This window comes from Shewanella sp. S1-58-MNA-CIBAN-0166 (assembly GCF_040310085.1).
Taxonomy (GTDB): domain Bacteria; phylum Pseudomonadota; class Gammaproteobacteria; order Enterobacterales; family Shewanellaceae; genus Shewanella.
Genome location: NZ_JBEOPN010000020.1, coordinates 1 through 24194, shown reverse-complemented (window position 1 = coordinate 24194; position 24194 = coordinate 1). Strand labels below are relative to the sequence as shown.

General features: G+C 42.1%; 20 protein-coding genes. 10 read left to right on the top strand and 10 right to left on the bottom strand.

What is annotated here, in order from left to right; genetic code table 11:
• The first annotated feature begins 362 nt into the window (after positions 1-362).
• Complete coding sequence (locus AAEY99_RS13035; RefSeq protein ID WP_162022395.1) at positions 363-1832, top strand: carbon starvation CstA family protein; 1470 nt, start codon at positions 363-365, stop codon at positions 1830-1832.
• A 79-nt stretch (positions 1833-1911) separates the two neighbouring features.
• Here the strand turns inward: AAEY99_RS13035 and AAEY99_RS13030 are convergent, their stop codons facing one another.
• Complete coding sequence (locus AAEY99_RS13030; protein ID WP_101085971.1) at positions 1912-3126, bottom strand: 4Fe-4S binding protein; 1215 nt, start codon at positions 3124-3126, stop codon at positions 1912-1914.
• Between the two features lie 245 nt (positions 3127-3371).
• On the opposite strand from AAEY99_RS13030, the gene AAEY99_RS13025 reads away from it, so the two are divergent.
• On the top strand, positions 3372-4391 hold the full coding sequence (locus AAEY99_RS13025) for a DUF2817 domain-containing protein (protein WP_351010748.1): 1020 nt from the start codon (positions 3372-3374) through the stop codon (positions 4389-4391).
• A 43-nt stretch (positions 4392-4434) separates the two neighbouring features.
• The gene (locus AAEY99_RS13020; RefSeq protein ID WP_351010746.1) at positions 4435-5229 is read left to right on the top strand and encodes an alpha/beta fold hydrolase; all 795 of its coding nucleotides are present in this window, start codon (positions 4435-4437) and stop codon (positions 5227-5229) included.
• A 189-nt stretch (positions 5230-5418) separates the two neighbouring features.
• Here the strand turns inward: AAEY99_RS13020 and AAEY99_RS13015 are convergent, their stop codons facing one another.
• From AAEY99_RS13015 to AAEY99_RS13000, 4 genes are read right to left on the bottom strand one after another with little or no spacing between them, the layout of a single operon-like run.
• Positions 5419-6318: a LysR family transcriptional regulator gene (locus AAEY99_RS13015; protein ID WP_351010745.1), complete on the bottom strand. Its 900-nt coding sequence runs from the start codon at positions 6316-6318 to the stop codon at positions 5419-5421.
• A 28-nt stretch (positions 6319-6346) separates the two neighbouring features.
• Positions 6347-7933, bottom strand: coding sequence for a cryptochrome/photolyase family protein (locus AAEY99_RS13010; protein ID WP_351010743.1), 1587 nt, complete (start codon positions 7931-7933; stop codon positions 6347-6349).
• A gap of 11 nt (positions 7934-7944) precedes the next feature.
• Entirely contained in the window at positions 7945-8085 is a 141-nt protein-coding gene (locus AAEY99_RS13005) for a DUF2256 domain-containing protein (RefSeq protein ID WP_011636257.1), read from the bottom strand.
• Entirely contained in the window at positions 8075-9589 is a 1515-nt protein-coding gene (locus tag AAEY99_RS13000; RefSeq protein ID WP_351010741.1) for a cryptochrome/deoxyribodipyrimidine photo-lyase family protein, read from the bottom strand. The genes AAEY99_RS13005 and AAEY99_RS13000 overlap by 11 nt, the downstream gene beginning before the upstream one ends.
• Before the next feature lie 203 nt (positions 9590-9792).
• Here AAEY99_RS13000 and AAEY99_RS12995 point away from each other — a divergent pair, with 203 nt between their 5' ends.
• Positions 9793-10431, top strand: a complete 639-nt coding sequence (locus tag AAEY99_RS12995; protein WP_351010739.1) for an NAD(P)-dependent oxidoreductase — start codon at positions 9793-9795, stop codon at positions 10429-10431.
• A 683-nt stretch (positions 10432-11114) separates the two neighbouring features.
• Entirely contained in the window at positions 11115-11834 is a 720-nt protein-coding gene (locus AAEY99_RS12990) for a hypothetical protein (protein WP_351010738.1), read from the top strand.
• Positions 11835-12209: 375 nt separating this feature from the next.
• Here AAEY99_RS12990 and AAEY99_RS12985 read toward each other — a convergent pair whose 3' ends face one another.
• Complete coding sequence (locus AAEY99_RS12985; protein ID WP_351010737.1) at positions 12210-13850, bottom strand: SNIPE associated domain-containing protein; 1641 nt, start codon at positions 13848-13850, stop codon at positions 12210-12212.
• An 864-nt stretch (positions 13851-14714) separates the two neighbouring features.
• Positions 14715-15617 (bottom strand): LysR substrate-binding domain-containing protein, encoded by a 903-nt coding sequence (locus tag AAEY99_RS12980; RefSeq protein WP_351010736.1) that lies wholly within the window; start codon positions 15615-15617, stop codon positions 14715-14717.
• A 210-nt stretch (positions 15618-15827) separates the two neighbouring features.
• Between AAEY99_RS12980 and AAEY99_RS12975 the strand changes: the two genes are divergently transcribed.
• On the top strand, positions 15828-16796 hold the full coding sequence (locus AAEY99_RS12975; protein WP_192115629.1) for a TDT family transporter: 969 nt from the start codon (positions 15828-15830) through the stop codon (positions 16794-16796).
• Positions 16797-16806: 10 nt separating this feature from the next.
• Positions 16807-17280: a Cys-tRNA(Pro) deacylase gene (gene ybaK / locus AAEY99_RS12970; RefSeq protein WP_192115632.1), complete on the top strand. Its 474-nt coding sequence runs from the start codon at positions 16807-16809 to the stop codon at positions 17278-17280.
• Positions 17281-17634: 354 nt separating this feature from the next.
• Here ybaK and AAEY99_RS12965 read toward each other — a convergent pair whose 3' ends face one another.
• The gene (locus AAEY99_RS12965; protein WP_351010733.1) at positions 17635-18345 is read right to left on the bottom strand and encodes a DUF2057 domain-containing protein; all 711 of its coding nucleotides are present in this window, start codon (positions 18343-18345) and stop codon (positions 17635-17637) included.
• Between the two features lie 97 nt (positions 18346-18442).
• Complete coding sequence (locus AAEY99_RS12960; protein WP_351010731.1) at positions 18443-19288, bottom strand: pseudouridine synthase family protein; 846 nt, start codon at positions 19286-19288, stop codon at positions 18443-18445.
• 181 nt (positions 19289-19469) lie between these two features.
• On the opposite strand from AAEY99_RS12960, the gene lgt reads away from it, so the two are divergent.
• Entirely contained in the window at positions 19470-20246 is a 777-nt protein-coding gene (gene lgt / locus AAEY99_RS12955) for a prolipoprotein diacylglyceryl transferase (protein WP_101085954.1), read from the top strand.
• 109 nt (positions 20247-20355) lie between these two features.
• Here the strand turns inward: lgt and AAEY99_RS12950 are convergent, their stop codons facing one another.
• A complete protein-coding gene (locus AAEY99_RS12950) occupies positions 20356-21198 on the bottom strand; it encodes a sulfotransferase domain-containing protein (RefSeq protein ID WP_351010730.1) in 843 nt (280 codons plus the stop codon).
• 525 nt (positions 21199-21723) lie between these two features.
• Here AAEY99_RS12950 and AAEY99_RS12945 point away from each other — a divergent pair.
• Both AAEY99_RS12945 and AAEY99_RS12940 read left to right on the top strand, forming a co-directional pair.
• A complete protein-coding gene (locus AAEY99_RS12945; protein ID WP_101085950.1) occupies positions 21724-23214 on the top strand; it encodes a SulP family inorganic anion transporter in 1491 nt (496 codons plus the stop codon).
• A gap of 29 nt (positions 23215-23243) precedes the next feature.
• Positions 23244-24101 (top strand): universal stress protein, encoded by an 858-nt coding sequence (locus AAEY99_RS12940; protein ID WP_242445098.1) that lies wholly within the window; start codon positions 23244-23246, stop codon positions 24099-24101.
• Positions 24102-24194 lie beyond the last annotated feature (93 nt).

Sequence of the window (24194 nt, the reverse complement as noted above, 5' to 3'; positions counted from 1 at the left end):
CTATAAAGATGTGTTTGAGGTGATATATTGGTGATGGTGTAATTATCTTAGGTGTTACAAAGGGTAATTAACCATTTTTAGTATATAGGGATGTGTAAGTTTACAAGCCACAGGTGAGTTAAAAGTGATTATGTTTGAATTTTTTTGATGTGTTGATATGGGTAATTAAATAGCTAATTATAAGGAAGTTGGGGTAAGCCATTAACAGGGTTATAGTTTATCGCTAAAGTGAGTATATATGCACGGAAAGTAACTGGTAGCAATCCCTACTTTGGTATAACACCCGGTTGCTTGACCTAGAAAGCTAACTGAAACAAACTCGACATTGAATATATTCCTATAAATAATTGGATGACAATAATATGCTGATTTTCCTCATTTGTATCGGGCTACTATTGCTCGGGTACAAGTTTTACAGCCCGTTCGTTGAGCGACAAGCAGGTATTGACCCTAAAGTTAAAACCCCTCAAGAACGATTTAATGATGGCGTTGACTATGTACCCGTTCATCCGGTTAAAGCGTTCTTAATTCAATTTCTTAATATCGCCGGTGTCGGACCGATATTTGGGCCAATTTTAGGTGCATTATATGGCCCGATAGCACTGGTTTGGATTGTGATTGGTAATGTACTCGGTGGCGCAGTTCACGATTACTTCTCTGGTGTAATGAGTATAAAAGAAGACGGTAAAAGTTTACCTGAAATTGCTGGCCATTATTTCAATGTGTACTTTAAAGGTGCCATGTTGATATTTACTGCCATGCTACTCTTCTTCGTTGGTGTAGTATTTATCATGAGCCCAGCAGGGCTGTTAAGTAACTTAGATTATTTTAAAGACACTTTTTTGAGTAATAATACCTTTTGGGTATTACTGATTTTGGGTTATTACTTTCTCGCGACGTTGTTACCAATCGATAAAATCATTACCAAACTGTACCCAGCATTTGGTTTATTAATGATTGTGATGACAACCTCTATTGCTGTTGCATTGCTAATCCATGCGCCGCAACTACCGACTATTGACAGTATCTTTGCTTATTTTGATCACAGCCATTATAACAATGACTTATTAGAGCCGAACCCAAGTGGGCTACCTGTATGGCCATTATTGTTTGTCACTATTACCTGTGGCGCAATCAGTGGATTCCATTCAACTCAAGCACCGATTATGGCGCGTTGTTTAACTAACGAAAAATACATTCGTCCAGTTTACTATGGTGCCATGGTAGCAGAAGGTGTAGTGGCATGTGTGTGGGCTACTGCAGGTATCGCAGCTTTCCCTGGTGGTTATATCGAACTTAAGAGTGTTCTCGATATAGGCGGTCCTGGTATGGTTGTTAACCAAGTGGCGACCACTTACCTAGGTGTAGCAGGTGGTGTTATGGCGATTATCGCGGTTGCGGTTTTCCCTATTACCTCTGGTGACACTGCGTTTAGAGCATTACGTTTAACTATTATCGATGCGTTTAAAATTCCGCAAAGTGTCAGAAACCGTTTACTGGTTGCCATTCCGATTCTGATTATTGCTTATTTTATGACTAAGATTGACTTCACCCTAATCTGGCGTTATTTCGCATTCTCAAATATGTTGTTGTCTACTAGCGTATTGTGGCTGGCGACTAAGTATTTGTTTGATCGTGGTACCTTCCATTGGATTGTCAGCATTCCAGCGATTATTGGTACTTGTGTGACTGTGTCGTACATCATGACCGCAGGTATTGGTTTTGGTTTGCCGCAACAGCTGAGCCAGCCAGTGGGTATTGTTGTAGGTGTAATATGTCTTATTGCGCTGATTATTGCGCACAATAAACGCAAAGTGATTACTACTCAGTAAGTTAATGATTGTGGTAATTGTTAGTTAATTAAAGGGCTGCATTGTGCAGCCCTTTTTGTTGCCTATTTGTAACCGTAAATTAATGACCGATACGGTCCAGTTTCTGAATCAGTTCTATTTTTATATCGTTAGGTGTTTGACTGTGCCAGTAGCCACTTACGTAAGCAAACAGCGGTAACATAAACATAATAGTCAGTAACACAATGAGTAACCCTCTGGCAGAAAGCGGAATGCCATTACGAGTGCTAAATTGCAACGCCTGTTTTTTAGGGCAAGCAGACACACAACGCATGCAAGCTTGGCATTCGTCTGAGTGGATATTTTTTTGAGTATGCACCGATATATTGGCAGGACAAGCACGGGTGCACTTATCACAACTCATGCCTTTAGTTTCAATTAAACAATGCTGAGTATTACGGCGAATTTTAAACGGACTTAGAAAACTTACAATACCTAGCAATGCGCCATAAGGGCAAATGTAACGGCAAAAACCTTGGCGACGCCATGCTGCTAAGGCAAAGATCATTCCAAAACCGATTAAGGCAACCATTGACGGCATCATAAAAAATACTGCCATTTTTAAGTCAGCCACTTTGTGGTAATTACCTGATAGGTAGTGTGGAATGCTTGCAGATGGCATAGAAATAACCAAATAAAGCAGTGCCGCTAATAATAGGTATTTAACCATTCTGAGTGGCCAGTCTACCCACGCAGGCGGTAATAACTCTGCGTGAATAACACGTTTTCTCAGTTTATAAAGATACTCACCGGCTAATCCTAACGGACAAGCCCAACCACAAAATGCTCGTTTACACACTACACCAGTGATCAATACGACACATAACATCACTACCGCAGCAGGGTGGTTTTGATCCCACAGTCCGAGAGTTAAAATAGCTTTGAGCTCTATGCCGCCCGCAATAGGTAAAAATGCATCACCGACATCCGGTCTCATTAACCAGGGGGTTTCTCCGGCATACAATAATCCTGCATTGATGGCATATTGCACGCCAACCAATAACATCGAAAGGGCAAAGAAATGTTGGCAAATCTCACGTACAGCATTGGGTCTGCCTTCTGCATTGGCAAACGCAGGTTGATATTGCCCTATTGCGGTAACAACTAATACCGCGCCCAACAATATAAGTAAAAGTGGCCAGAAAAAGCTAGCAAGAGTCGCGCCGAGCAATAATGCCCCGCTGACCAATGCGCCCCATTTTTTGCCACCCCAATACAGTAAGCTGGTGCTATATACCAAGGCTAGCATTAAAGTGATTGATTCAATTGTACTCATAGAGGATGCCTACAGTGTTTTATTTTCTATCAATAATGATAAAAGTTCTGCTTAAGGGCTAATGTGAGAGGAGTCACCAAAGCCAATAATTGATTTCTAAATATATGATCTACATTGATTTGTTTACTTTATGTAAACATTGTTAAGCAGTGTGTGAACTAAGTGTTTTCACTCTGTTGTCATGAACTTGTCTTAATTACTGGTTACCTTATTAAGATCATTTTTGTGACCGTAAAAAGTGGCTAATGGCTAAGTTTTCTTTTGAGCATTCTTTCGAGATCGACACCTTAAAGCGCTTAATTGCCCAGCATCAGCATCAATTTAGGCATAAGTCCCTGGCGAATTTATATTATCGTGGTGAAAAATTATCGGTAACCGCCATTGAGCTTGGGCAACAACAGCAACCTTGCCCTACGGTGTTATTTGTTGGTGGGGTGCATGGTGTGGAGCGTATTGGTGCACAAGTGGTGTTGGCCTTTTTAGACAGCTTACTCAATCGACTACCTTGGGATACTCATTTACAGCAATTACTCAAACACGTGCGTTTAGCCTTTGTACCTGTAGTGAATCCGGTTGGCTTTTTGCGAGGCAGCCGAGGCAATGGCAACAATGTTGATTTAATGCGTAATGCACCGATTGATTCAGACGAAGACGTGACCTTTCTTGTTGGTGGTCAGCGACTCTCGCCGCGCTTGCCTTGGTACCGTGGTCAAAATGGCATGGAGCTAGAAACCCAAGCATTAGTAAACTATGTGCAACAATTACAGCAACAAAGTAGCAGTGTTATTGCCTTAGATGCTCATTCTGGTTTTGGTTTGCTAGACCATCTGTGGTTTCCTCATGCGCATACTCGGCAACCGTTTTCCGGCATAGGTTATATTTATCATTTAATGCAATTATTCGAAAAGGGTTACCCTCACCACGGCCATTATCGGTTAGCGCCACAAAGTCATTTTTATCGCACTCATGGCGATATTTGGGATTACTTAGTGGCGAGTAATATCAGCGAAAAACCGTTTATTCCATTAACGTTAGAAATGGGCTCGTGGGCCTGGGTGCGTAAAAACCCACGTCAACTATTTAATTTCCCCGGCTATTTTAATCCGCAGAAAACACATCGACATCAACGTATTTTAAGGCGTCACGTGGTATTAATGCAGTTCATTATCGATGCAGCTTATGCACAAATTATTGAACAAATAAAGCCTAAACAGCTGACGCAGTTGACTCAACAAGCGAATCGCTTCTGGACTAAAAAAGGTTAAGTGAGGATAAGTGAGGATAAATGAGGCTAAGTGAGGATAAACGATGACCACCTTGGTTTTGCTTAGAGGATTAATGCGCGATAGCCGCCATTGGTATGGTTTTGATCAGCGTTTAGCTCAACAAGCGGTGAATGTTATTAGCGTCGATTTACCGGGTAATGGCCTGTTAGTTAATCAGTCTAGCCCTGGTGAAATGCAGGATTATTGTGATGCAGTGTGGCAACAAATCGATGCCGCATTACTAAAACAGGGCATGCTACCAAGCCAAGTTAAGTTAGTATTGGTTGGGTTGTCTATGGGAGGAATGTTGGCCTTAACGATGTCGGTGCAGTGTCGCTCGCGAGTTGAGCATGTGGTGTTAATTAACAGCAGTGCGGCCAACTTGTCACCTTGGTATAAACGATTCCAATGCTTGGAGTTAATGAGGTCATTGGGGGCTGTGTTCACTCGGGCTTTACGCGCCAGCTTGTCGAACAGTATTGATACAGACAAAAGTCATTGGCTAGAGGCAACGGTATTAGATTTTACCAGCAGGCATTTTGGCCAGAGTATTGACGTGATTAATGCCTGGAGCATACTGAGATTGCAATGCCATACATCATTTATTAATGGGCTACGCCAATTGTACGCCTCAGCCCGTTTTCACTGTCCAGTATTGAATGACATACCGGTTAGCGTGATTGTCGCTAATCAAGACAAACTTGCCCATCCAAAATGTAGCGAACAGTTAGCGGTATTTTATCAAACACAATTACACAAAATAGACGACTGTGGTCACGATGCCAGCCTTGATCAACCACAACAATTACAACAATTATTACTGGATATTATTCGTTAGGGCCTATTCATTAGGGCCTATTCGTTAGAGCTTATTCATTAGAGCTTATTCAGTAGGACTTATCCATTAGGGCTTATAGAGTAATGCTTCTTAAATAGAAAGTACTGAATCGAGAGTATTAAACAGAGAGTACTAAATTGAAAGTGCTAAATAGTGGCGATTAGTCATTCAATCACATAATCATTCAATTTAGCTTGCTTGCCATTTTTTAATGTCTTGCTGCCAAGCATTAGCGGTAAAGTCGATAAAGGCTCTGACGACGGTTTGCTGGTAGCTGCGCGACAAATAAACCGCCCACAACGTTTTACCCGGCGCAGTGGTGTTGGGCAGCACTTCAAGCAATTCACCTTGTTCAAGATAGTGATTAGCTAAATCGGTCGGCAAGCACACAATACCATTGCCGCGTAATGCCGCATTGATTAATACACCCATGTCATTGGCCTGTAAATTACCGCTCACATCAAGTAAACAGGTTCGGGTCTCATCGATTATCTCCCAACGTGGTTGGCTCGAGTGGCGTAAACAGTTGTGTTGTAATAAGTCATTAGCTGACAATATGGTCAAATGTTTGGCGAGATAGTCAGGGGATGCGCAAACCACATTGTCGATATGCATTAAGCGTCTGACGATTAAGCTTTCATCAGGCTGGTGGGTATAACGCAGCGCAATATCGACTCTGTCATTCACCAATTGCGAGACATTATCCGACAGTAACAGCTGAATATTAACTTGAGGATGTTGCTGGCAAAAAGCCTCAACTACGTCATACAGTTTGTGTTGCCCAAGGCCAATAGGCGAGGCGATACGGATACTGCCAACCAGTTCATTATTATGGCTGTTGGCGCGACTTTCCATCGCCGTCACTTCACTTAAAATCCGTTGGCAGTAATTAAGCGCTTCTTCGCCCTGTAGGGTGAGGCTAACTCGGCGAGTAGTGCGATGTAATAATCGCAACGCTAACCATTGTTCAACTTCTTTGATATGGCGCGACACTTGTAAACGGCTTAACCCAAGTTGCTCGGCCGCTTGGGTAAAGCTGCCACAACTGGCCACTTCAACAAAGCTGCGTATAGCAGATATTTTGTCCATAAAATCATCCTGTCGCGACAGCTAAAGGTTATAAGTTTTCTATATTTTCCAATAGGCTATCGGCTTTGTTAATAATGGCCTGTTGCGTGTGCACATCCATTTTTTGCCAGTTTTTATATACCATTGCCATGCGAGGGTTACGTTTAAATTGGTCTTGATGGCGCTGAATGAAATGCCAATATAAACTGTTGAATGGGCAGGCGTTATGTTCTGTCTTGAGTTTGACATTGTAATGGCAGCTTTTGCAATAGTCGCTCATTTTGTTCAAATAGTTACCGCTGGCGGCATAAGGTTTTGTGGCCACAATTCCGCCGTCAGCAAATTGAGTCATCCCGCGCGTATTGGGCATTTCGACCCATTCGATGGCATCAATGTAAATGCCTAAATACCAGTGGTCGACTTCATCTGGATTGATACCCGCGAGTAAACTAAAGCAGCCAGTCACCATCAATCTTTGAATATGGTGGGCATAGGCATAATCGAGCGACTGTTTTATGGCGTGGTGCATGCAATTCATCTTGGTGTTGGCGGTCCAAAAATACCCTGGCAGCGGTCGCTGTGCTTGTAAGGCATTTTTAGTGGCGTAGTTGGGCATATTGCACCAATAAATACCGCGGACATATTCACGCCAGCCAAGTATTTGCCTAACAAAACCTTCAACTTGAGCCAGTGAAATATCATGTTGATGCGCTTGCCAATGCGCGATGACTTTATTAATCACTTCACTGGGGGAAATAATTTTAGCGTTAAGCGCAAACGATAGCCTTGAATGATATAAGCTCCAATCCGCACGGCTATTTTCGGTCATCGCATCTTGGAAATGACCAAAGCGGATCAATAAATGCTGGCAAAAAAAGTCGAGTAACTCACGCGATTGGCGTCGATTTACTGGCCATAATAATTGGCTTTCTGCCTTACCTATGGTGTTAATGTTATGGCGCTTAAGGCGGGCTAAAATATCACTGACATCGTTAGCAAATACCAAGGGCGCAGGAACATCAGCAAGGTCATTCTTTTTAAAGCTCGCACGGTTTTGCTGGTCAAAATTCCACTGGCCACCTAATGGTTCACCCTCTTGCATTAATACATTAAAGCGTTTGCGCATGCGTCGATAAAAAAACTCCATTTTCACATGTTTATTCGGTGTGAATTCGCGCTGAATATCGGCAAATGGCAGTAAGAAATGTTCTGTGTCATAGCTGTTTTTACTCACCTTTGGCAGTGCGAGTTCACTCAATTGTTGCGCTAAGCGATATTCATCAGGCTGTTGATATTCAAATATCGTCAGTTGCTGGGTTGTGGTGATATTTTCAAGTAATGCAGGGAGATCTGCATAGTGCTGGGTGTCATCTAATGTTAGGTACATCACTTGATGACCACTCTTGGCTAAGGCCTGTGCAAATTGCGCCATAGAGGCAAAAAAGGCGCAGACCTTTTGCACATGATGAGTGACGTAGTTTGCTTCTTGTCCCAACTCGGCAATCAAATACACCACATTAGGATCGACTTGTTTAAACCAGGAGTGTGACGCATTAAGTTGATCGCCCAAAATGAGTCTCAATGTGCTGGTTTGCGGCAATAATGTTGGTGAAACATGGGTGTAAAGCGTCGTCATGGTGATTACCTTTATTCAGATTTATGTCGGCGACAGCGTTCAGAACAATATTTAACGTTGTCCCAATCTTTGGCCCATTTTTTACGCCATGCAAAAGGGCGTTGGCATACCAAACAGATTTTATGGGCTAAATGTGGTTTTTTATGTGTCATGGCGAGCCTTCTTCTGTTTGGGCTTTGGGCGTACATGACGGGTTAATACCGCAACAATATGCTGTTTAACTTGAGGTTGTTCGCGATACGACCATAAACGATCGCGGGCAGTTTGTGATGCTTGAGTTAAATCAATCATTGGCTCTGGATAGTCACGACCTAAGATAATGTCGTTAAAAATCGCTTCCATAGGCGGTTGTTGCCAAGGTTGATGAATATACTCATTGGGTAAATTGGTGAGCTCTGGGCACCACAATCGAATAAACTCACCGCGTGGGTCTTGGTCCTGTGACTGCTTTACGGGGTTATATAACCTTATGGTGTTAATACCTGTGACCGAGGCTTGCATTTGCAGTTGCGGATAATGGATCCCGGGTTCGAAATCGAGAAAATAATTGGCTAGCGGTAAGCTGGCATGCTGCCAGGCAATATTGAGATGGTGAGTCACAAAGCTGACTAGCATGGCGCGCATTCTAAAGTTGATATAGCCGGTTTTTTTTAAACAACGCATACAGGCATCGATAATAGGGATCCCCGTTTGGCCGTCAGCCCAGCGTTGAATATCTTGCTGCACTTTGTCGTCGGTACGGTAGGGATAATCAACATACCCAGGGTTAACCGGGGTAAATTCCATGCTGCATTGGCTTTCAAATTTTTGCATAAAATGGCAATGCCAATGTAAACGAGACATCATCGCCAATAACGGTTTTCTCCACGCTTTATTGCTGGTTTGCACCTCGTTATAACGTGTTAATGTCGCTTGATATACCTGCTTTAGACTGATGTTTCCCCATGCTAAATAAGGCGATAAGCGTGAACAATGAGTCCGACTTAAGCTCGGGCTTGAAATGCTGCGTTGATAGTCTTTACCCCGATGGGTTAAAAAACTGCTCAGTATTGTTCTGGCTGCTTTGGGGCCACCTATCTGAAACTGACCATGGTGTGTAATGATGGCATGATCAAGAGTCGGCTCTTGATAGTTATCGAGTTTTTGTAACTGACATTGTTGCCAGTTGGGGATGGCAATAGGGCTGTTCATTACTTGTTGCCAGTGTTGATCCCATGCCTGACGATTTTTTCGGCCACGAACTACAGCTCCAGTAGGCGACTGCTGCCAATTAACTTGCTGTTGATTACACCAGCGAGCAACCGTTTTATCGCGTTCAAAGCTGTTGTGTAAACCTATCTCTTGATGACTATAAATATTTTTAATTTCGAATGTTTGGGATATCTCATCTAGTAAGTCAATCATCGGCATACTGAACATATACACCTGTCCGTTAAATCGGAGCAGTTGTTGATTCATATCTTGCAGCGACTGCCACACAAAGCGCCAATGGCGTTCATTATAATGCGAGTCAGCCAGCATAAATGGCTCAAAGGTGTAAATGAACAAGCAGGGTAAATTGTGGTTAAACGCATCGACGAGCGGTTGATGATCAGACAAGCGCAAGTCGCGTTTAAACCAGACAATATTAATAGCTTGTTTGATTGTGTCGGGCATGGCGCCAAAATCTCATGATGAATGAGCCATTAGATACGCACTAGCCTGCGGTTTAGATTGCTTTTAAGGACACAATTACGTAATGATTTTACATCTTACTTTGTATCTTTAAATGAAACAATTAAGCGCAATTATCGATATTTATCTCTAAAAGATTACCCACTAAACTAGCTCCATTGATAATTAATAGAGCGAGACACAAAATGAAATTAGCAGTATTAGGCGCAACAGGTTGGATTGGTGGCACTATCATGCAACAAGCGATAAGCCGAGGCCATGAAGTGGTTGCCGTAGTGCGCGACGCCAGCAAAGTCACTCAAGATGTGGCCGTACGTACGCTTGATTTAACCACGATGACAAGCGATGCCATCGCTAGCGCATTTGCCGATGTTGATGTTGTTATAGCGTCAATCGGTGGCCGCACCGCACAAAACCATCAAGTAGTTTCTCAAACCGCTAAGCAATTATTGCAACACTTGCCTAAAGCTGGCACGCCGCGTTTGTTATGGGTTGGCGGTGCAGGTAGCTTAGAAGTCGCACCAGGCGTGACGTTAGTGTCAACACCAGAGTTTCCTGCAGATTATAAAGCTGAAGCCATCGCCCAAGGTGAAGCACTAGCTGTGTTCCGTGATACAGATTCTGCTATCGAGTGGACTTACGTTAGCCCCGCAGCGATTATTTTCCCTGGTGAGTCAGAAGGCCCATACCGTATAGGCAGCAACGAATTTTTTACCGATGCACTAGGCCAAAGCCGAGTATCAGTAGTGGATTATGCCAAAGCCATGCTTGATGAAGCCGAAAATGCTAAGCATATTAATCAACGTATTAGCGTTGCTTACTAAGTGATATTTGGTGGGTGATTAATCGAAACAGGCCAAAATGGCCTGTTTTTTTTATGCTTTATCCGGTGCATAGGTGGTTATATCGATTAGGCAAACAATGGTTGAATTTGTATTAGGCCATAGCCGTTACTCGGTAATATTTGAGCGCATTTTATTCAAAAATCATACTGGGTTATCAGTTACAGGTTATGTAATTTGAGTCTGTTTTAAAACGTTTTTGGATAAAAGTGTATTTAAGATATGGCCTGCGGCCACTAACGTCGTGGCGCTTCGCCCACACCAGACCAAAAGGAAACCAACGGCTATTCCCTCTTGGATCACCCAGCCGCCACATCAAAATTATCTGAAAAGCGATAATTTCGCGACGTGGTCTGATCCAGCTTTTAACTTCGTCTGAGTGTTCTTCGGCCTTATTTGAAAATGCTAACGCTTCAGATGGGGCGTCCCTTCCCCTCCAAAGCTAGCCAGACATCCATGTCTGGGCTCACGCCATTTTCTTCAACGGCCTCAAGTTCAGAGTTGAATTTAGATATTTTTAAGTCAAAAACCAACTCGTTTTTGCCCCAAAACGAGTTTGGAACGATAGTCATCTCGCTTTACCAATCCTTAGTTGACCTAGTTTATCTAATCCATATAGAGTATCAATATAGACTGTAAAAACATCTGTTAGACTAGTGGCTGAAATGAATAAATACACACATCATCATATTGAGCGCTTTTATGAAAAATTCATCAGTAGGTCTTTTGATCAAGATGATGCTGCTATGTTTATCGTATTAGCTAGAGATTACACACCTGTAGGAAGTATCTTCCGTGAGCTTGGTGATTTTTTAGCACATCCAGATGAAAAAAACCGTGGTCTAGTGATCAGAGCATTCCAAGAGACCATTGATTTTTTTGATGATAATACGCTTGAAACTTTTGATGGAGCTGAGCTACCGAAGCAAAGAAGTAGCGGGATTGGCGTTCTTGATGAAGTGAAAGCTAGTTTATGTGCCATCTTTGCGCAGGGTGGGATTGAGCATGAGATCGAGTCTAGAAACGAACTACGCTTCCGTGATTTTGTTTTCTGTCTGATATTTTTACTTGGGAACTTTCGTTTGAAGATGAATGGTCAACTAGTACAAATTCAGGTCAAGTACGGTAACGCTCTTTCTCTTTCCATTTCATATGAAAGTGCAAATTATGACAGGCACTACTTGTCGTTAAACTTAATGCTGTTATGTGGTGTATGGCCCCAGTGTATACCTACTTATTACGAGAAAGATCTGAGTGGCTATATGGTTAGGAGGTTCTCCAATGGGTATTTGGGAGCGATTCCATACGAGCTAGATGTGCCTTGTTTAGATACGGACATGCTATCATTTGAGAAAGGTGTGGTTTGGCCTTTAAATGATTACTGATTTTAGATTAATTACATGAAGAGCTAAGTTATTTCATGGTTTGCGAATGTTCAACGTCTCGAAGCGGAATTCTGTTCAAGCGTATGCCTGCACGATCATCGCTAACACATTTTTGCCCCAAAGTTTGTTGGCTTCAAATGAAGACTTATCACATATAAGTCTCAGGTTGAGTTATTGTTGGGTTGTGTGTTTAAAGATTACTCCTTCATGATTATCTATCACTTCCCTGTCGGCTTTGCGATTTCATCCCTGAAATCGAAGCTCGCAGCCGCATCTACACGGGTTGTTTTACAAGAAAGGTTTTTGGTAGCTACCAACATTTTAGTAATGCATTAATTTAGAATTTATTTTGATTAGCTGCGGCCTGTTTATTCATTAAGCTACATTTTCTTCTTGTTGTGCTGCTTCAATAGCAAGTGACTCTCTATATTCAGCTGCTTCTGCTTTCATTGTCCAATGAACATCAGTAATGCCTTGGTTAACTACCATTTGTTTAATTTCAGCTAGTGATGTTCGGAAAAATTCTTTTCTCGGATTCACTTTATTTATAGACTCGCGATTAAAGCGTCTATGTAGTTCTTTCTCTAGTATTGGTGCATCTTCACTGTATATCATCGCATGAACATCGAAAGAAAATGGTACAGAGGCATCACCAAGTTCTTTTACTCGATCCAAGGGCTCTAATCGTCTAGTCATACCAATTTTAAATACATTCTCACCAAAACTACCGACGTTACTTATTACGTAAACATGCCCACGTCGTGTCTGTTGTGCCATGGAGAGTGCTCGTTGTCCTCTTTCTTCTGCTTCTTTTAGCTTGCCTTCTAATTCAGCTAACTGAGCTTCAAACTCCATGCGTTGCTCTTCATTGGCATTGGCTAACTCGGCCCTAGCATTTTCTAGGGCTTTTTGGATCAAGCGTTCTTCTTTCTCAGCCTCTTTAATTGCCTTCTCTATCTCTTTTCGGGCTTTTTCTTCTTCACGTATCTGTTGCTTTATCTCGCGCTGTTCTGCTAATTCAATTTGGCGTAATTCATGTGTAGAAACTGCCCATTTGAGTTCTTCTTGTCGAGCATCTAGGAAGCTCTGATTAATTCTAGCGTTCCTGAAAGGTGCCCCGTTGTAGTTTACCAATGCAAAGGCATCGATGATTTCTTGTTTGATTTTACCGAAGTTATCATGCTTAACTTTTGCTAATGCTGAGTCAACTTTCCCATTGAATGCATCCACAGCGAAGTGAATTGCGTAAGTTTTTCTGTGTATTTCTACATAGTCGCATTCACCGGCATACCCTTGCTTAACCATGTCTTTTACACGCTTACGGGCTTGCTTTAACTGTTCTCCCGCATCTTTAAAACTGAACTCTTCCGCCAAGTCATCTAATACTGAATGGTTGGGGATAATATAATCGTCCTTGTATCCTTCAATTGTATTTTTCATCGCACGAATTGCAGCTTCGTATGAGTCTGCTTTTAACTTGGCATCATATGCATCACCAGCTACTTCTTGCGCCTGAACTTTTGCTAACTCAATAATTCGATTTGCTTCTTCATGCGCTTCGTTTGTCAGGGTAACGACTTTTTCGTTAATATCTTTTAGCTTTTGATTTGCTTTAGCATTTAGTTCTTTGGATTCTCCTTTGATGTTGACGGACTCTAGCTCGGCGTCGGTGATTAGCTTTTCTGCTTTTGAATGACTTGAAATGGAAAGTTCTCTGGCTTTTGCCTCTGCCTTTTTTAAAACATCTTTTGATTGAGAGATATTGGATTCAGATATTTCGTTTGTTTCATTAAGTATTTGCTGTAGGTGCAACTCCATATCAATGATGGGACTGTATTTCTCATTAAGCTCTTCTACTTGTTTCAATGCAGCATTTAGTTTTGATGTAATTTTTTCAAGCTTAACCTCAATTTTCTTGCGTTTCCGATTTGATAGCCACGCTAAAATAATAAGTATGGAGACTATTAAAATAGTAATTATTATAGCCATTGTGTTTCCTAGTCCGTCTGGTCCCATTGGGGTGTCCTTGTATTTAGCTAATAAAATATCTTCAAATCGCTAAGCAAAAACTAGCGATTACTTTCTAATTTTGAATAATGCGTATTGGTTTTGCACTTTGCATATATCACATTAAATCAGTCATTTGATGTAGATCTCACAATAGGTCTCTTTAGTTTATTCCAAAGGCCTAAATCATCTAGTATTACTCTAAGTAATCAGGTTACACCAGTTTATTTATAGACAAATGAGGCAGATATGCTTTTATCTAAACCTTAAAAAAGAGTAAAGACACCCGTATCGATATTCATCTAGCACCTAAATTGGCTCAGTTAATTCAACCGTGACAACATATTTTAAGTGCTTAAATTTTATACTTAAACGCAACCTAATATTATCATGGAGGTTTAGCTCTAGCTCATTTCTGTCCATAAATTACTTAGAAGTCTTGATTGAAAATGTCTAAATTCAACTCTGAGCTTGAGGCCGTTGAAGAAAATAGCGTGAGCCTGACAGGACGTCAGGCTAGCTTTCGCGGTACAGGATGTACCATCGGAAGCGTTAGCATTTTCGAATAAGGCCGAAGATGGTTACAGATGAAGTTAAAAGCTGGATCAATCCCCATGGCGACTTTTCGCAGCTCTTGTTTTGTAAATAGCGAAAATGTTGCGGGGCGGCTGGGAGTTCCAAGAGGGAATAGCCGTTGATTTCCTCTTGGTCTGGTGTGGGTGAAGCGCCACGACGTTGGTGGCCGCAGGCCATAATGTATTAGCCTGTGCAGGGTGGAACCTTGCGATCTTAACTCAAACGAAGTTTGAAAAATAGGTATGGTGAAGCGTCACGACGTTAGTGGCCGAAGGCCATACTCAACCAAGAATCGCTTTATGAATTATCCCATTGATGACAAAACTCAATAAAGCTTTTCAACAGCGGGCTGTGATATTTATCTTTGTGAACCACCAACCAAAACGGTCGCTGCATATTAATATGATTCCCCTTAATTGGGGAGTCGAGCTGAGTTACACGGCCATCATTAATCGCATATTGTGCCGCCAAAGCAGATAAACATCCTAAGCCAAGTCCGGCGGCGACACTGTTAATTAATGCTTCAGTGGTATTCAGTTCAAACACTTCATGCCACGCCTCTATTTGCGGCGCAATAGTACGCAAAAAAAACTCTCTCGAGCCAGAACCTGCTTCACGTAATATCCACTCACTTTGTTCTAAATCATTAAACGTCCATTGTGCCTGCAGACTTATGGGTAAATGAGGCGCAGCGATAATACACATTTCATCATGGCTAAACTGACTGGCGATGAGTTCTGGGTGATGACTTTTACCCTCAATCAAGCCAATGTCTAACTCGTAATCCAGTAGTTTTTGGCAGATTAGACGTGAATTGGAAATCACCACGCTTTGTGAAAAATGTTGATGTTGCTGACGAAAATGGCTCAATAACCCGGGTACAACATGATTACCTAAGGTGTCACTGGCACCTATTTTCAATTGACCCGTAAAAGCGTGGTCTGCATCAAACAATTGACTGATATTATTTGCTCTACTAAGCAGCTCGTCGGCCAGTGGTAATAGCTTGTGTCCTTCTTGATTAAGCACCAAGCGATTATTGACCCGATCAAATAGCGGGTGACCCAGTTGTTTTTCGAGTTCAGCCAGTGCCATGCTCACCGCGGCTTTAGACAAATACAGCGCCTCGGCTGCAGCTGTTAAGGTTTTATGTTGGGTAACACTGGTAAACACGTTGAGCTGCTTTAATGAAATGTGCATAGCGCCGCTTAGTTTGATATAGAGTGAGTTTGAAATAGCATTAGTTTGATGGTTATAAAGTTAATGTGAACGGTTTTATCTTCATCGTTATTGTTATGATCGATATTTCGTTCATATTTTCTGAACGTATGTTTCATATAATTGGATATATATAAACAAAGTGCAAGCGTAATATAAGCTTATTCTCTGATGGGTTGTTTTGAGGTTGTAATGATTCGAGCAGTAAAACAAACACTAACGACTGTTCCAACCCCTATGGCTGGATTAGCGTTGGGTATTGCAAGTTTAGGTTGGAGTTGGGAACTCCTAGTTGATTTCCATCATTATAGTCAGTGGGCAGGGGCTGTAATCGCAAGTGTATTATTACTGATTTTAAGTGCTAAATTTTTATTACATTCACATTTATTACGTCAAGATCTCGCTCATCCAGTCGTTGGTAGCGTGGTACCTACTTTTGCAATGGCGTTAATGGTGGTGTCGAATTCGCTGGGTTATGCCTCGGCACTCGCAGGTGATTTATTATGGTCATTTGCCGTTTTGCTACACATCGGTTTTTTGGTCGGGTTTATTTATCATCGCAGTAAGCAATTTTCTCTGCATCATATGGTGCCGAGTTGGTTTATTCCTCCTATTGGTATTGTGGTGGCAGATGTGTCGTTTTCAGGCAATATTCATCTCGCGTGGGTTGCTCATGCCGCGCTGATTTTTGGCATGTTAAGTTATGCCATAATGTTACCGATGATGATTTATCGTCTTATATTTACAGAACAAATCCCTGATGCAGCCAAACCAACCTTAGCGATTTTAGCGGCGCCAGCCAGTTTATCTTTGGCGGGTTATTTAACCGTAATTGAACAACCATCGCCGGTCATTGTTGGATTATTATTTGGTATTGGAGTGTTAATGACTGCAATTATCTATTTGTGTTTTTTCAAACTGATGCGTTTACCTTTTAGTCCTGGTTATGCCGCGTTTACGTTTCCGATGGTGATTGGGGCAACGGCATTATTTAAGATGTCTGTTTGGATGGAAAGTGTTGGCATGGCTGCGGAATATGTACAGCAAATTAATGCATTAGCTGAGTTTGAATTGCTTGTCGCTACCGTGGTTGTCAGTTATGTTTGTCTGCGATATCTGCATTTTTATCAACCGAGTAGAGTCTTGGTGGCTAATCCATAAATGAGCGTATATGACCCCAGCAATTGAGATAGCAAAAAAGCATAAAATAGATTTTGAAGTACATGAATACCACCATGATACTAATAGTGAATCTTATGGTTTAGAAGCAGCGCAAAAACTGGGCGTGCCAACGGAACAAGTGTTTAAAACCTTGGTGGTGAGTTTAGATAATCAAGCGCTGGTGGTTGGGGTTGTGCCAGTGTCATCTATGTTGAGTATGAAGTTAATCGCGAAAGCCGCAGGTGCAAAAAAAGCCCGCATGGCAGAGGCGTTAGTCGTTGAGCGTTCTAGCGGTTATGTACTGGGTGGAGTGAGCCCATTAGGGCAAAAAAAACCTTTGCCGACAGTCATCGATATTTCTGCACAGCAGCATCAACGTATCTACATTAGCGCCGGCAAAAGAGGCGTAGATATCTCGCTAAGCCCTACTGATTTACAACGGTTATTGAAAGCCACCTTTGCTGATATTTGTGCCCAACGCTAACGTCTATTTGCCGTTAACTGGCCGATGAGATTGTTAGCTTAATGACCATTGTCAGCAAGCAATACGCAGCAAGCATTTCGCAGCCAACATTTAGAAATAAGCATTTCACAGCCAATAATTTTCTACAAAGAGTTTGCTATAAAAGGTTAGCTATAAAGAGATCGCCGTAAACATTTGCCGTAAACAATTCATCTCAAACAATTCATCTCAAACATTTAATCGTAAAACATTTGCTCTTGAACGAGTTCGTCTCAAAAGAGTGAGCCTCGAAATCATTAGTCTCAAAAGAATGAGTGTCGAGCTATTCAAGTTCAAACTCTAGGTTTTACTTTCGTTCGATAATACCCATCATGATCAATTTATTTTGGCTTTAAACTCTGCTTGGGTATTAGGATTGGCTTTTTGATACCAATAATCGAGCATTCTACTGATTTCTGCTTGGGTGATATCTTCAGTTTTATTAACCTGAGTGTCGGCGGTATTGTTACTTGCTGTAACCTCAGTCATTTTTGCGACTGGTACAATTGCGACTGGCATAATTGCTATTGGTACTACTGGTGCAACAGTAGTTGTTTTTGAGGTGATACGTTTAGCTGATGCAATTGCAGCTATGGCACCAGACCCATTATATTGCGCGATTTCTTGAGCAAAATCACGGCCAATTTGTAAGCCTGATTTCATCAGTTTATCTTGAGTAAATACAATGCTTTTACCCGTATTGTCGGTTAACGTTATAGTGGGTTGATCATTAAATTGATTTGCGCGTGAGGCAGAGTTAATGGTCGGCAATGTGAGTTGATAGTTTTGCTCGCTGGCCTGAAAACGCAAAATAACAACATCAGAAATAAAATTATTTTGGCTGCCATTATCTCGGTAACGGGCTTGATAGCGAAAAGCGATTTGTTGCATGTTATCGGGCATGCTTAAGTCCAGTTTTACACTAGATTGCTGTTGTGAGGCTTTACCATTAACTAATACCGTTTCGGCTCTGTTTGGCAGTTGTAAACTGGCGGCGATGCCCATAGGGCTAAGAGTAAGACAAAGTAACGCGATGATATGACGCATAGTATGTTATTCCATTGATGTTGATGAACAATATTGTGTGTTATGTGTAAGCACAATAAGCACAATAAGCACAATAATTGCTTGATTGCCTAATAGCTTAATTGGTGATAAATGCTGGTCGGTAATGCTCTGGCAGTTCAAAGGTTTTTAGCGTGTTGCTTAATGGGCAAACAAAACGGAAAAAACACGATGTCAGTGCAAGGTCGGGCGAGTGCTCGTTGCCATTGCCATGCAAACGATCGCCTACAACCGGGTGGCCTAAGCTAGCCATATGAATCCTAATTTGATGTTTACGGCCGGTGTCTATTTTCACCTGTACTTTGGATTGATTCAGTTCTGAGTTGTAGGTCAGTAAGGTGGCGTGGGATAGTGCTGGCTTATTATCGACTGGAGTATTAATGGTAACGGGATTGCTCGGAAACTCACCTTCAACAATCACTTGATAGTACTTTTCCAATTCGCGAGTTTCAAACAGCTTAGCAATAGCGGCAGCGGCTTTTTTACTGTGTCCCAATACTAATAAACCGGTAGCAGCACGATCTAGACGATGAATAATAAAGGCATTGCGCTGCGGCTGCATATTTAATTCAGCGTAGCGATTAATGGTGGTGTGATCGCTCCACTTTGAGCCCTGGCAACGCATACCATAGGGCTTGTACCAAATGCTGTAGTCGCCTTCATCAAACAATAACTCTGCCGGTGTGACTTGTTCGTCTAAAATGTATTGATTGTAATAGAGATGCAGTTTGTCACCAGGTTGCAAAGGCTTTTTTGCACGGCGAATACGATTAGTTTGTTTACCATGGCTGTGCCAGATAGCACCTTTTTGCATAGCATCTTTCAATACTTGCTTGCTCAGGCTACTGGCTTGCGCCAAAAGCTCAATAGCGTCAGTACTGTGCTCGGTAATATCAATATGGTATTCGGTTTTATCGGCCATCATTTGGTTAACTCTAACAATGCAGTTTATCAGCAGTAAATAACGCTAAATGTTACCTTATTTAGCGCTTCAATGTTGATTAGTTAATGAAACTTTCTCTTCGCTTAAGTATCTATGTATCATCTGTCGTAAAGTTGTTTTAGCATAACGCGACAAAACACCATATCAATCTGGAGTAGGTAACTTGGAACACATCGTTTGGGATTTTGATCCTATATTAGTCTCGTTTATGGGATTAACCGTACATTGGTACGGCGCGCTTTTTGCGTTGGCTATAGCCACTGGTTTTCAGGTGATGAAGCACTTTTACAAAAAAGAAGGCTTAGATGTTGAGTCTCTTGATAACCTATTAGTGTATTGCGTTATTGGCATTATTGTTGGGGCTCGTTTAGCTCATTGTATTTTTTATGACCCTGGGTATTACTTTGCTCATCCGCTGAAGATATTTGCGATTTGGGAAGGCGGCCTTGCTAGCCATGGCGGCGGGTTAGGAGCGATATTGGGTCTGTATTTTTACCAACGTAAAGTGAAGTTACCGTTTTTGTTTTTACTCGATCGTTTAGCTATTGCGACAGCCATATTTGGCTTTTTTGTGCGTATGGCGAACTTTGCTAATTCAGAAATTTTGGGCGAACCCACTAATCAGCCATGGGGCATTATTTTTAAACGTATTGATATGTTGCCGCGCCATCCTGCGCAGTTGTATGAATCGTTTGCCTATTTATTAATATTTATCGGCTTATTCGCCATTTATAAATACACCAATATGAAGCAAAAACACGGCGCTATCTTTGGTTTGTTTTTGGTATTGGTCTTTACTGCGCGTATCGCGATTGAAAGCGTGAAAGTCAGCCAGGCGGCATATCATGAGTCAATGCTCAGTGCCGGCCAGTGGTTAAGTTTACCGTTTCTATTCGCGGGTATTGTGTTGCTGGTTATGGCTTACCGTAAACGCAGCTAATATGCTTACAAACTGAAAGTGATATCCAATAAAAACGTCCTATGGCTAATGCGATAGGACGTTTTTTTATGAGTAATCTGAGTCAGGATTTAATGCCTTTTACTTGGCATTACATACCTGCTGGTAAATACTTAAATCGCTTCATTTGTTCGTAATGGGTATCAACAATTTTTTGTACTTGTTCTGGTGTCAGTTTGGTTTTCCACTGATGCTTGCCACCATTTCTAAAGAAGGCATTAGCATTTTCATGTTTTTCAACAAAGCCGAGTTTAGTTTCTTGGGCTTTCAATTGAGCAAAAGAGGAGTGCTTAATGGCATTTTTCAGGCGGACAGGATCTTTTTTCAAACCTAAAAAGGATTCTACTTTACGGAAGATCTTTTTAGGATCATCTAGCATATCCTCATAGCGTAAAATCAGCTTTGAGGCATCATCGGCAGTCCAGCTAGACACATGCATAGACCAAGAGGTAATAATTTGTGGCACATGCGGTGCTTCATTTGGCGTGCCAGTCATTTCTTCTGCCATATAAGCTATGGCTTCATCGATGCTGTAACCAAAGTAATTGGCCATTGAGATTGCCACATCTAGCGGGTTACGAACCACATAAATTGCCCCAGATGTGACTGAGGAATTATGCAGTGGATGACCGTTGTATTCGCCTAGGTAGTTGTGGGTTTTTACAAATGTGGTGCCATTAGCTTGATGCGCAATATCAGCCTGAACCTGTGGCCGCAATACACTCACCTCTTCTAACGTCAGCTCGGTGGTGGCAGCTTTGTCTTTTGGTAAATAATGCAGGTAACGATGCGCGGCCGACTCTGCCGTCGAAATGGTGTGCATGGTATTAATATCAATCGGTTGATCTTGATTTTGAATATAGTTTTCTAAAAATGCGCGTACCCAAGTGTTACCCGATTTAGGGTAAGAGGCCACCCAAAGTATGTTTCCCATCCGTAATCCTTTGTTATTATTTTTACGTCGTTCAATGCAGTAAAACTACCGATAATTGTGCAAAATGGCAAGTTTACTGGGGTGTTTGTATAGGGATTAGAGTGTGAGCATTAAAAGGGGATAGCTGAGTGTTGTATCCACTTTAACTGCTCTGACAAGGCTCTAAACCAGTAAACGTGTCCGCGGCGTTACTGTTTAAACGCTTTGATTTTACTTATGCAACCCTTTATACTTGCCGCTGCATTTTTATGCACTGCGCGTTTAATAAATTTTAAGCCTAATTTACACATATTGCCGAGGTCGTTTTTCCATAATGAATATTAAGCCGCATTAGTTTTTCCTCCCTATTTGGATCGTTAAGATCCGTCCGTAATTGCTGCCATGTTGGTAGTTTTTGTTGTATATCACTATCCAATATCATTTTGTCGCATTAATGAGTTAATTTCACCGCTGACGCACGCTGATATTTCAGGCGTTAACATATGTTATTGGCATATTGGCTAACATTAAAACAGAGTAAAATACATGATACAAAACATGAAAAAAGAATGGTTTTCCAACATCCGTGGAGATCTGTTAGCAGGTATAGTCGTCGCGCTAGCGTTAATTCCTGAGGCGATTGCCTTTTCTATTATTGCTGGGGTTGATCCAAAAGTGGGTTTGTACGCTTCATTCTGTATCGCTGTGGTTATCGCGTTTACGGGTGGACGTCCTGGAATGATCTCTGCGGCCACTGGTGCTATGGCGCTATTGATGGTGACCTTAGTTAAAGAGCATGGTCTTGAGTATTTATTAGCAGCAACGTTATTGACCGGCATATTTCAAATTGCAGCAGGTTACTTAAAGCTTGGTAGTTTGATGCGTTTTGTCTCGCGTTCGGTGGTGACCGGCTTTGTGAACGCACTCGCCATTTTGATCTTTATGGCGCAGTTGCCAGAGCTCACTGATGTGACATGGCATGTATACGCTATGACCGCCGCTGGACTGGGTATTATTTACTTATTCCCACTCATCCCAGTTATTGGTAAATCGTTGCCGTCACCTTTGATCTGTATTGTCGGCTTAACCATTTTTGCGGTTTACATGGGATTAGATATCCGTACCGTAGGCGATATGGGACAACTTCCTGATACGTTACCAATCTTCCTTTGGCCAGAAGTGCCATTAACCCTTGAAACGTTAATGATTATCTTCCCTTACTCTGCTGGTCTTGCTGTTGTGGGTTTATTGGAATCGATGATGACAGCAACCATTGTTGATGATTTAACCGATACGCCAAGCGATAAAAACCGCGAATGTAAAGGCCAAGGTATTGCGAATATCGGTGCTGGTTTATTGGGCGGCATGGCAGGTTGTGCCATGATTGGTCAATCAATTATCAACGTTAAATCAGGCGGGCGTGGGCGTTTGTCGACATTCTCTGCCGGTTTGTTTTTGCTAATCTTGATCGTGTTTTTAGGTGATTGGTTAAAAATGATCCCTATGGCTGCACTCGTTGCCGTGATGATCATGGTGTCTATTGGAACCTTCTCTTGGGATTCTATTCGTAATCTTAAACATCATCCTTTATCGACCAATCTTGTGATGGTTGCCACAGTTGTTGTGGTTGTCGCTACCCATAATTTAGCGATTGGGGTATTTGTAGGTGTGTTACTTGCCTCGTTATTTTTTGCCAATAAAGTGGGCCGTTTTATGGTGGTTAAAAACACCGACACTTCAGCAGACACTGGCCGTCATTATCAAATTATTGGCCAAGTCTTTTTTGCCTCAGCAGATAAGTTCAGCAACTCATTTGATTTCAGAGAAGTGGTTGATAAGGTGACTATTGATTTATCTTTGGCACATTTTTGGGATATTACTGCGGTATCGGCGCTCGATAAAGTGGTGATTAAATTCCGCCGCGAGGGCACTGAAGTTGAGTTAATTGGTCTTAACGAAGCCAGCGCTACCATTGTGGATAAATTTGGTGTGCATGATAAACCCGAAGACGTTGAAAAAATGATGTCAGGTCACTAAGCCCATAGCCACACCATAAAAGGATAATAATGATGACAAATGTGATTGCCTGTATCGACGGTTCAAAAGCAACACGCGCGGTATCTGATGCTAGTGGGTGGGCGGCTATGCAGTTGAATGCCCCAGTGACTTTACTACATGTATTGGATAAGTCTGCCTATCCTACAGAGTTAAATCTGTCGGGAAATATTGGCCTTGGAAGCCGAGAGCATCTGCTTGCTGAAATGGTTGAACTTGAAGGGCGCATGAGCAAACTCGCGCTCGAACAAGGTAAATATATGCTACAAGATGCGCAAACGAGCATTGTGGCGGCGCAACCTTCTGTGACTGTGCAAACACTGCAGCGCCATGGCGATTTAGTTGAAACGCTACTTGAGCAGGAAGCTGATGCCAGACTGGTGGTTATTGGTCGTCAAGGTGAGCAACATCAAGATCAAGCGCAAGCGATTGGCAGTCATTTAGAAAGTGTTATACGCACGCTTAAACAGCCGATTTTAGTGGTGATGGCTGATTTTACAATGCCAAGCCGTTTTATGATTGCTTATGACGGCAGTGCTACTTCGAAAACCGTGCTTGAACGAGTGATAAGCAGCCCACTACTTAAAGGGCTCGCATGCCATTTAGTGATGGTGTCTGACAATCAGTCTCAAGCGCTGACCGAATTGACTTCAGTTGCAGACTCTCTTACCGAGGCTGGTTTTGAGGTAACAACTGCGGTTTGTCAGGGCGAGGTGCAAACGGCTCTAGAGGCTTACCAGCTAGCACACCAAATTGATTTAATGGTAATGGGTGCTTATGGTCATTCACGTATTCGTGAGTTTTTTGTTGGTAGTAACACGACACGGATGATCAGTAAAAGCCACATCCCGTTGTTATTGTTGCGCTAAGCAAAAAAGACTAGCGTCGCTTCGCTGCTAGGGCGGACTACGTCCTGCTAGGATCGCTTCGCTGCTAGGGCGGACTACGTCCTGCTAGGATCG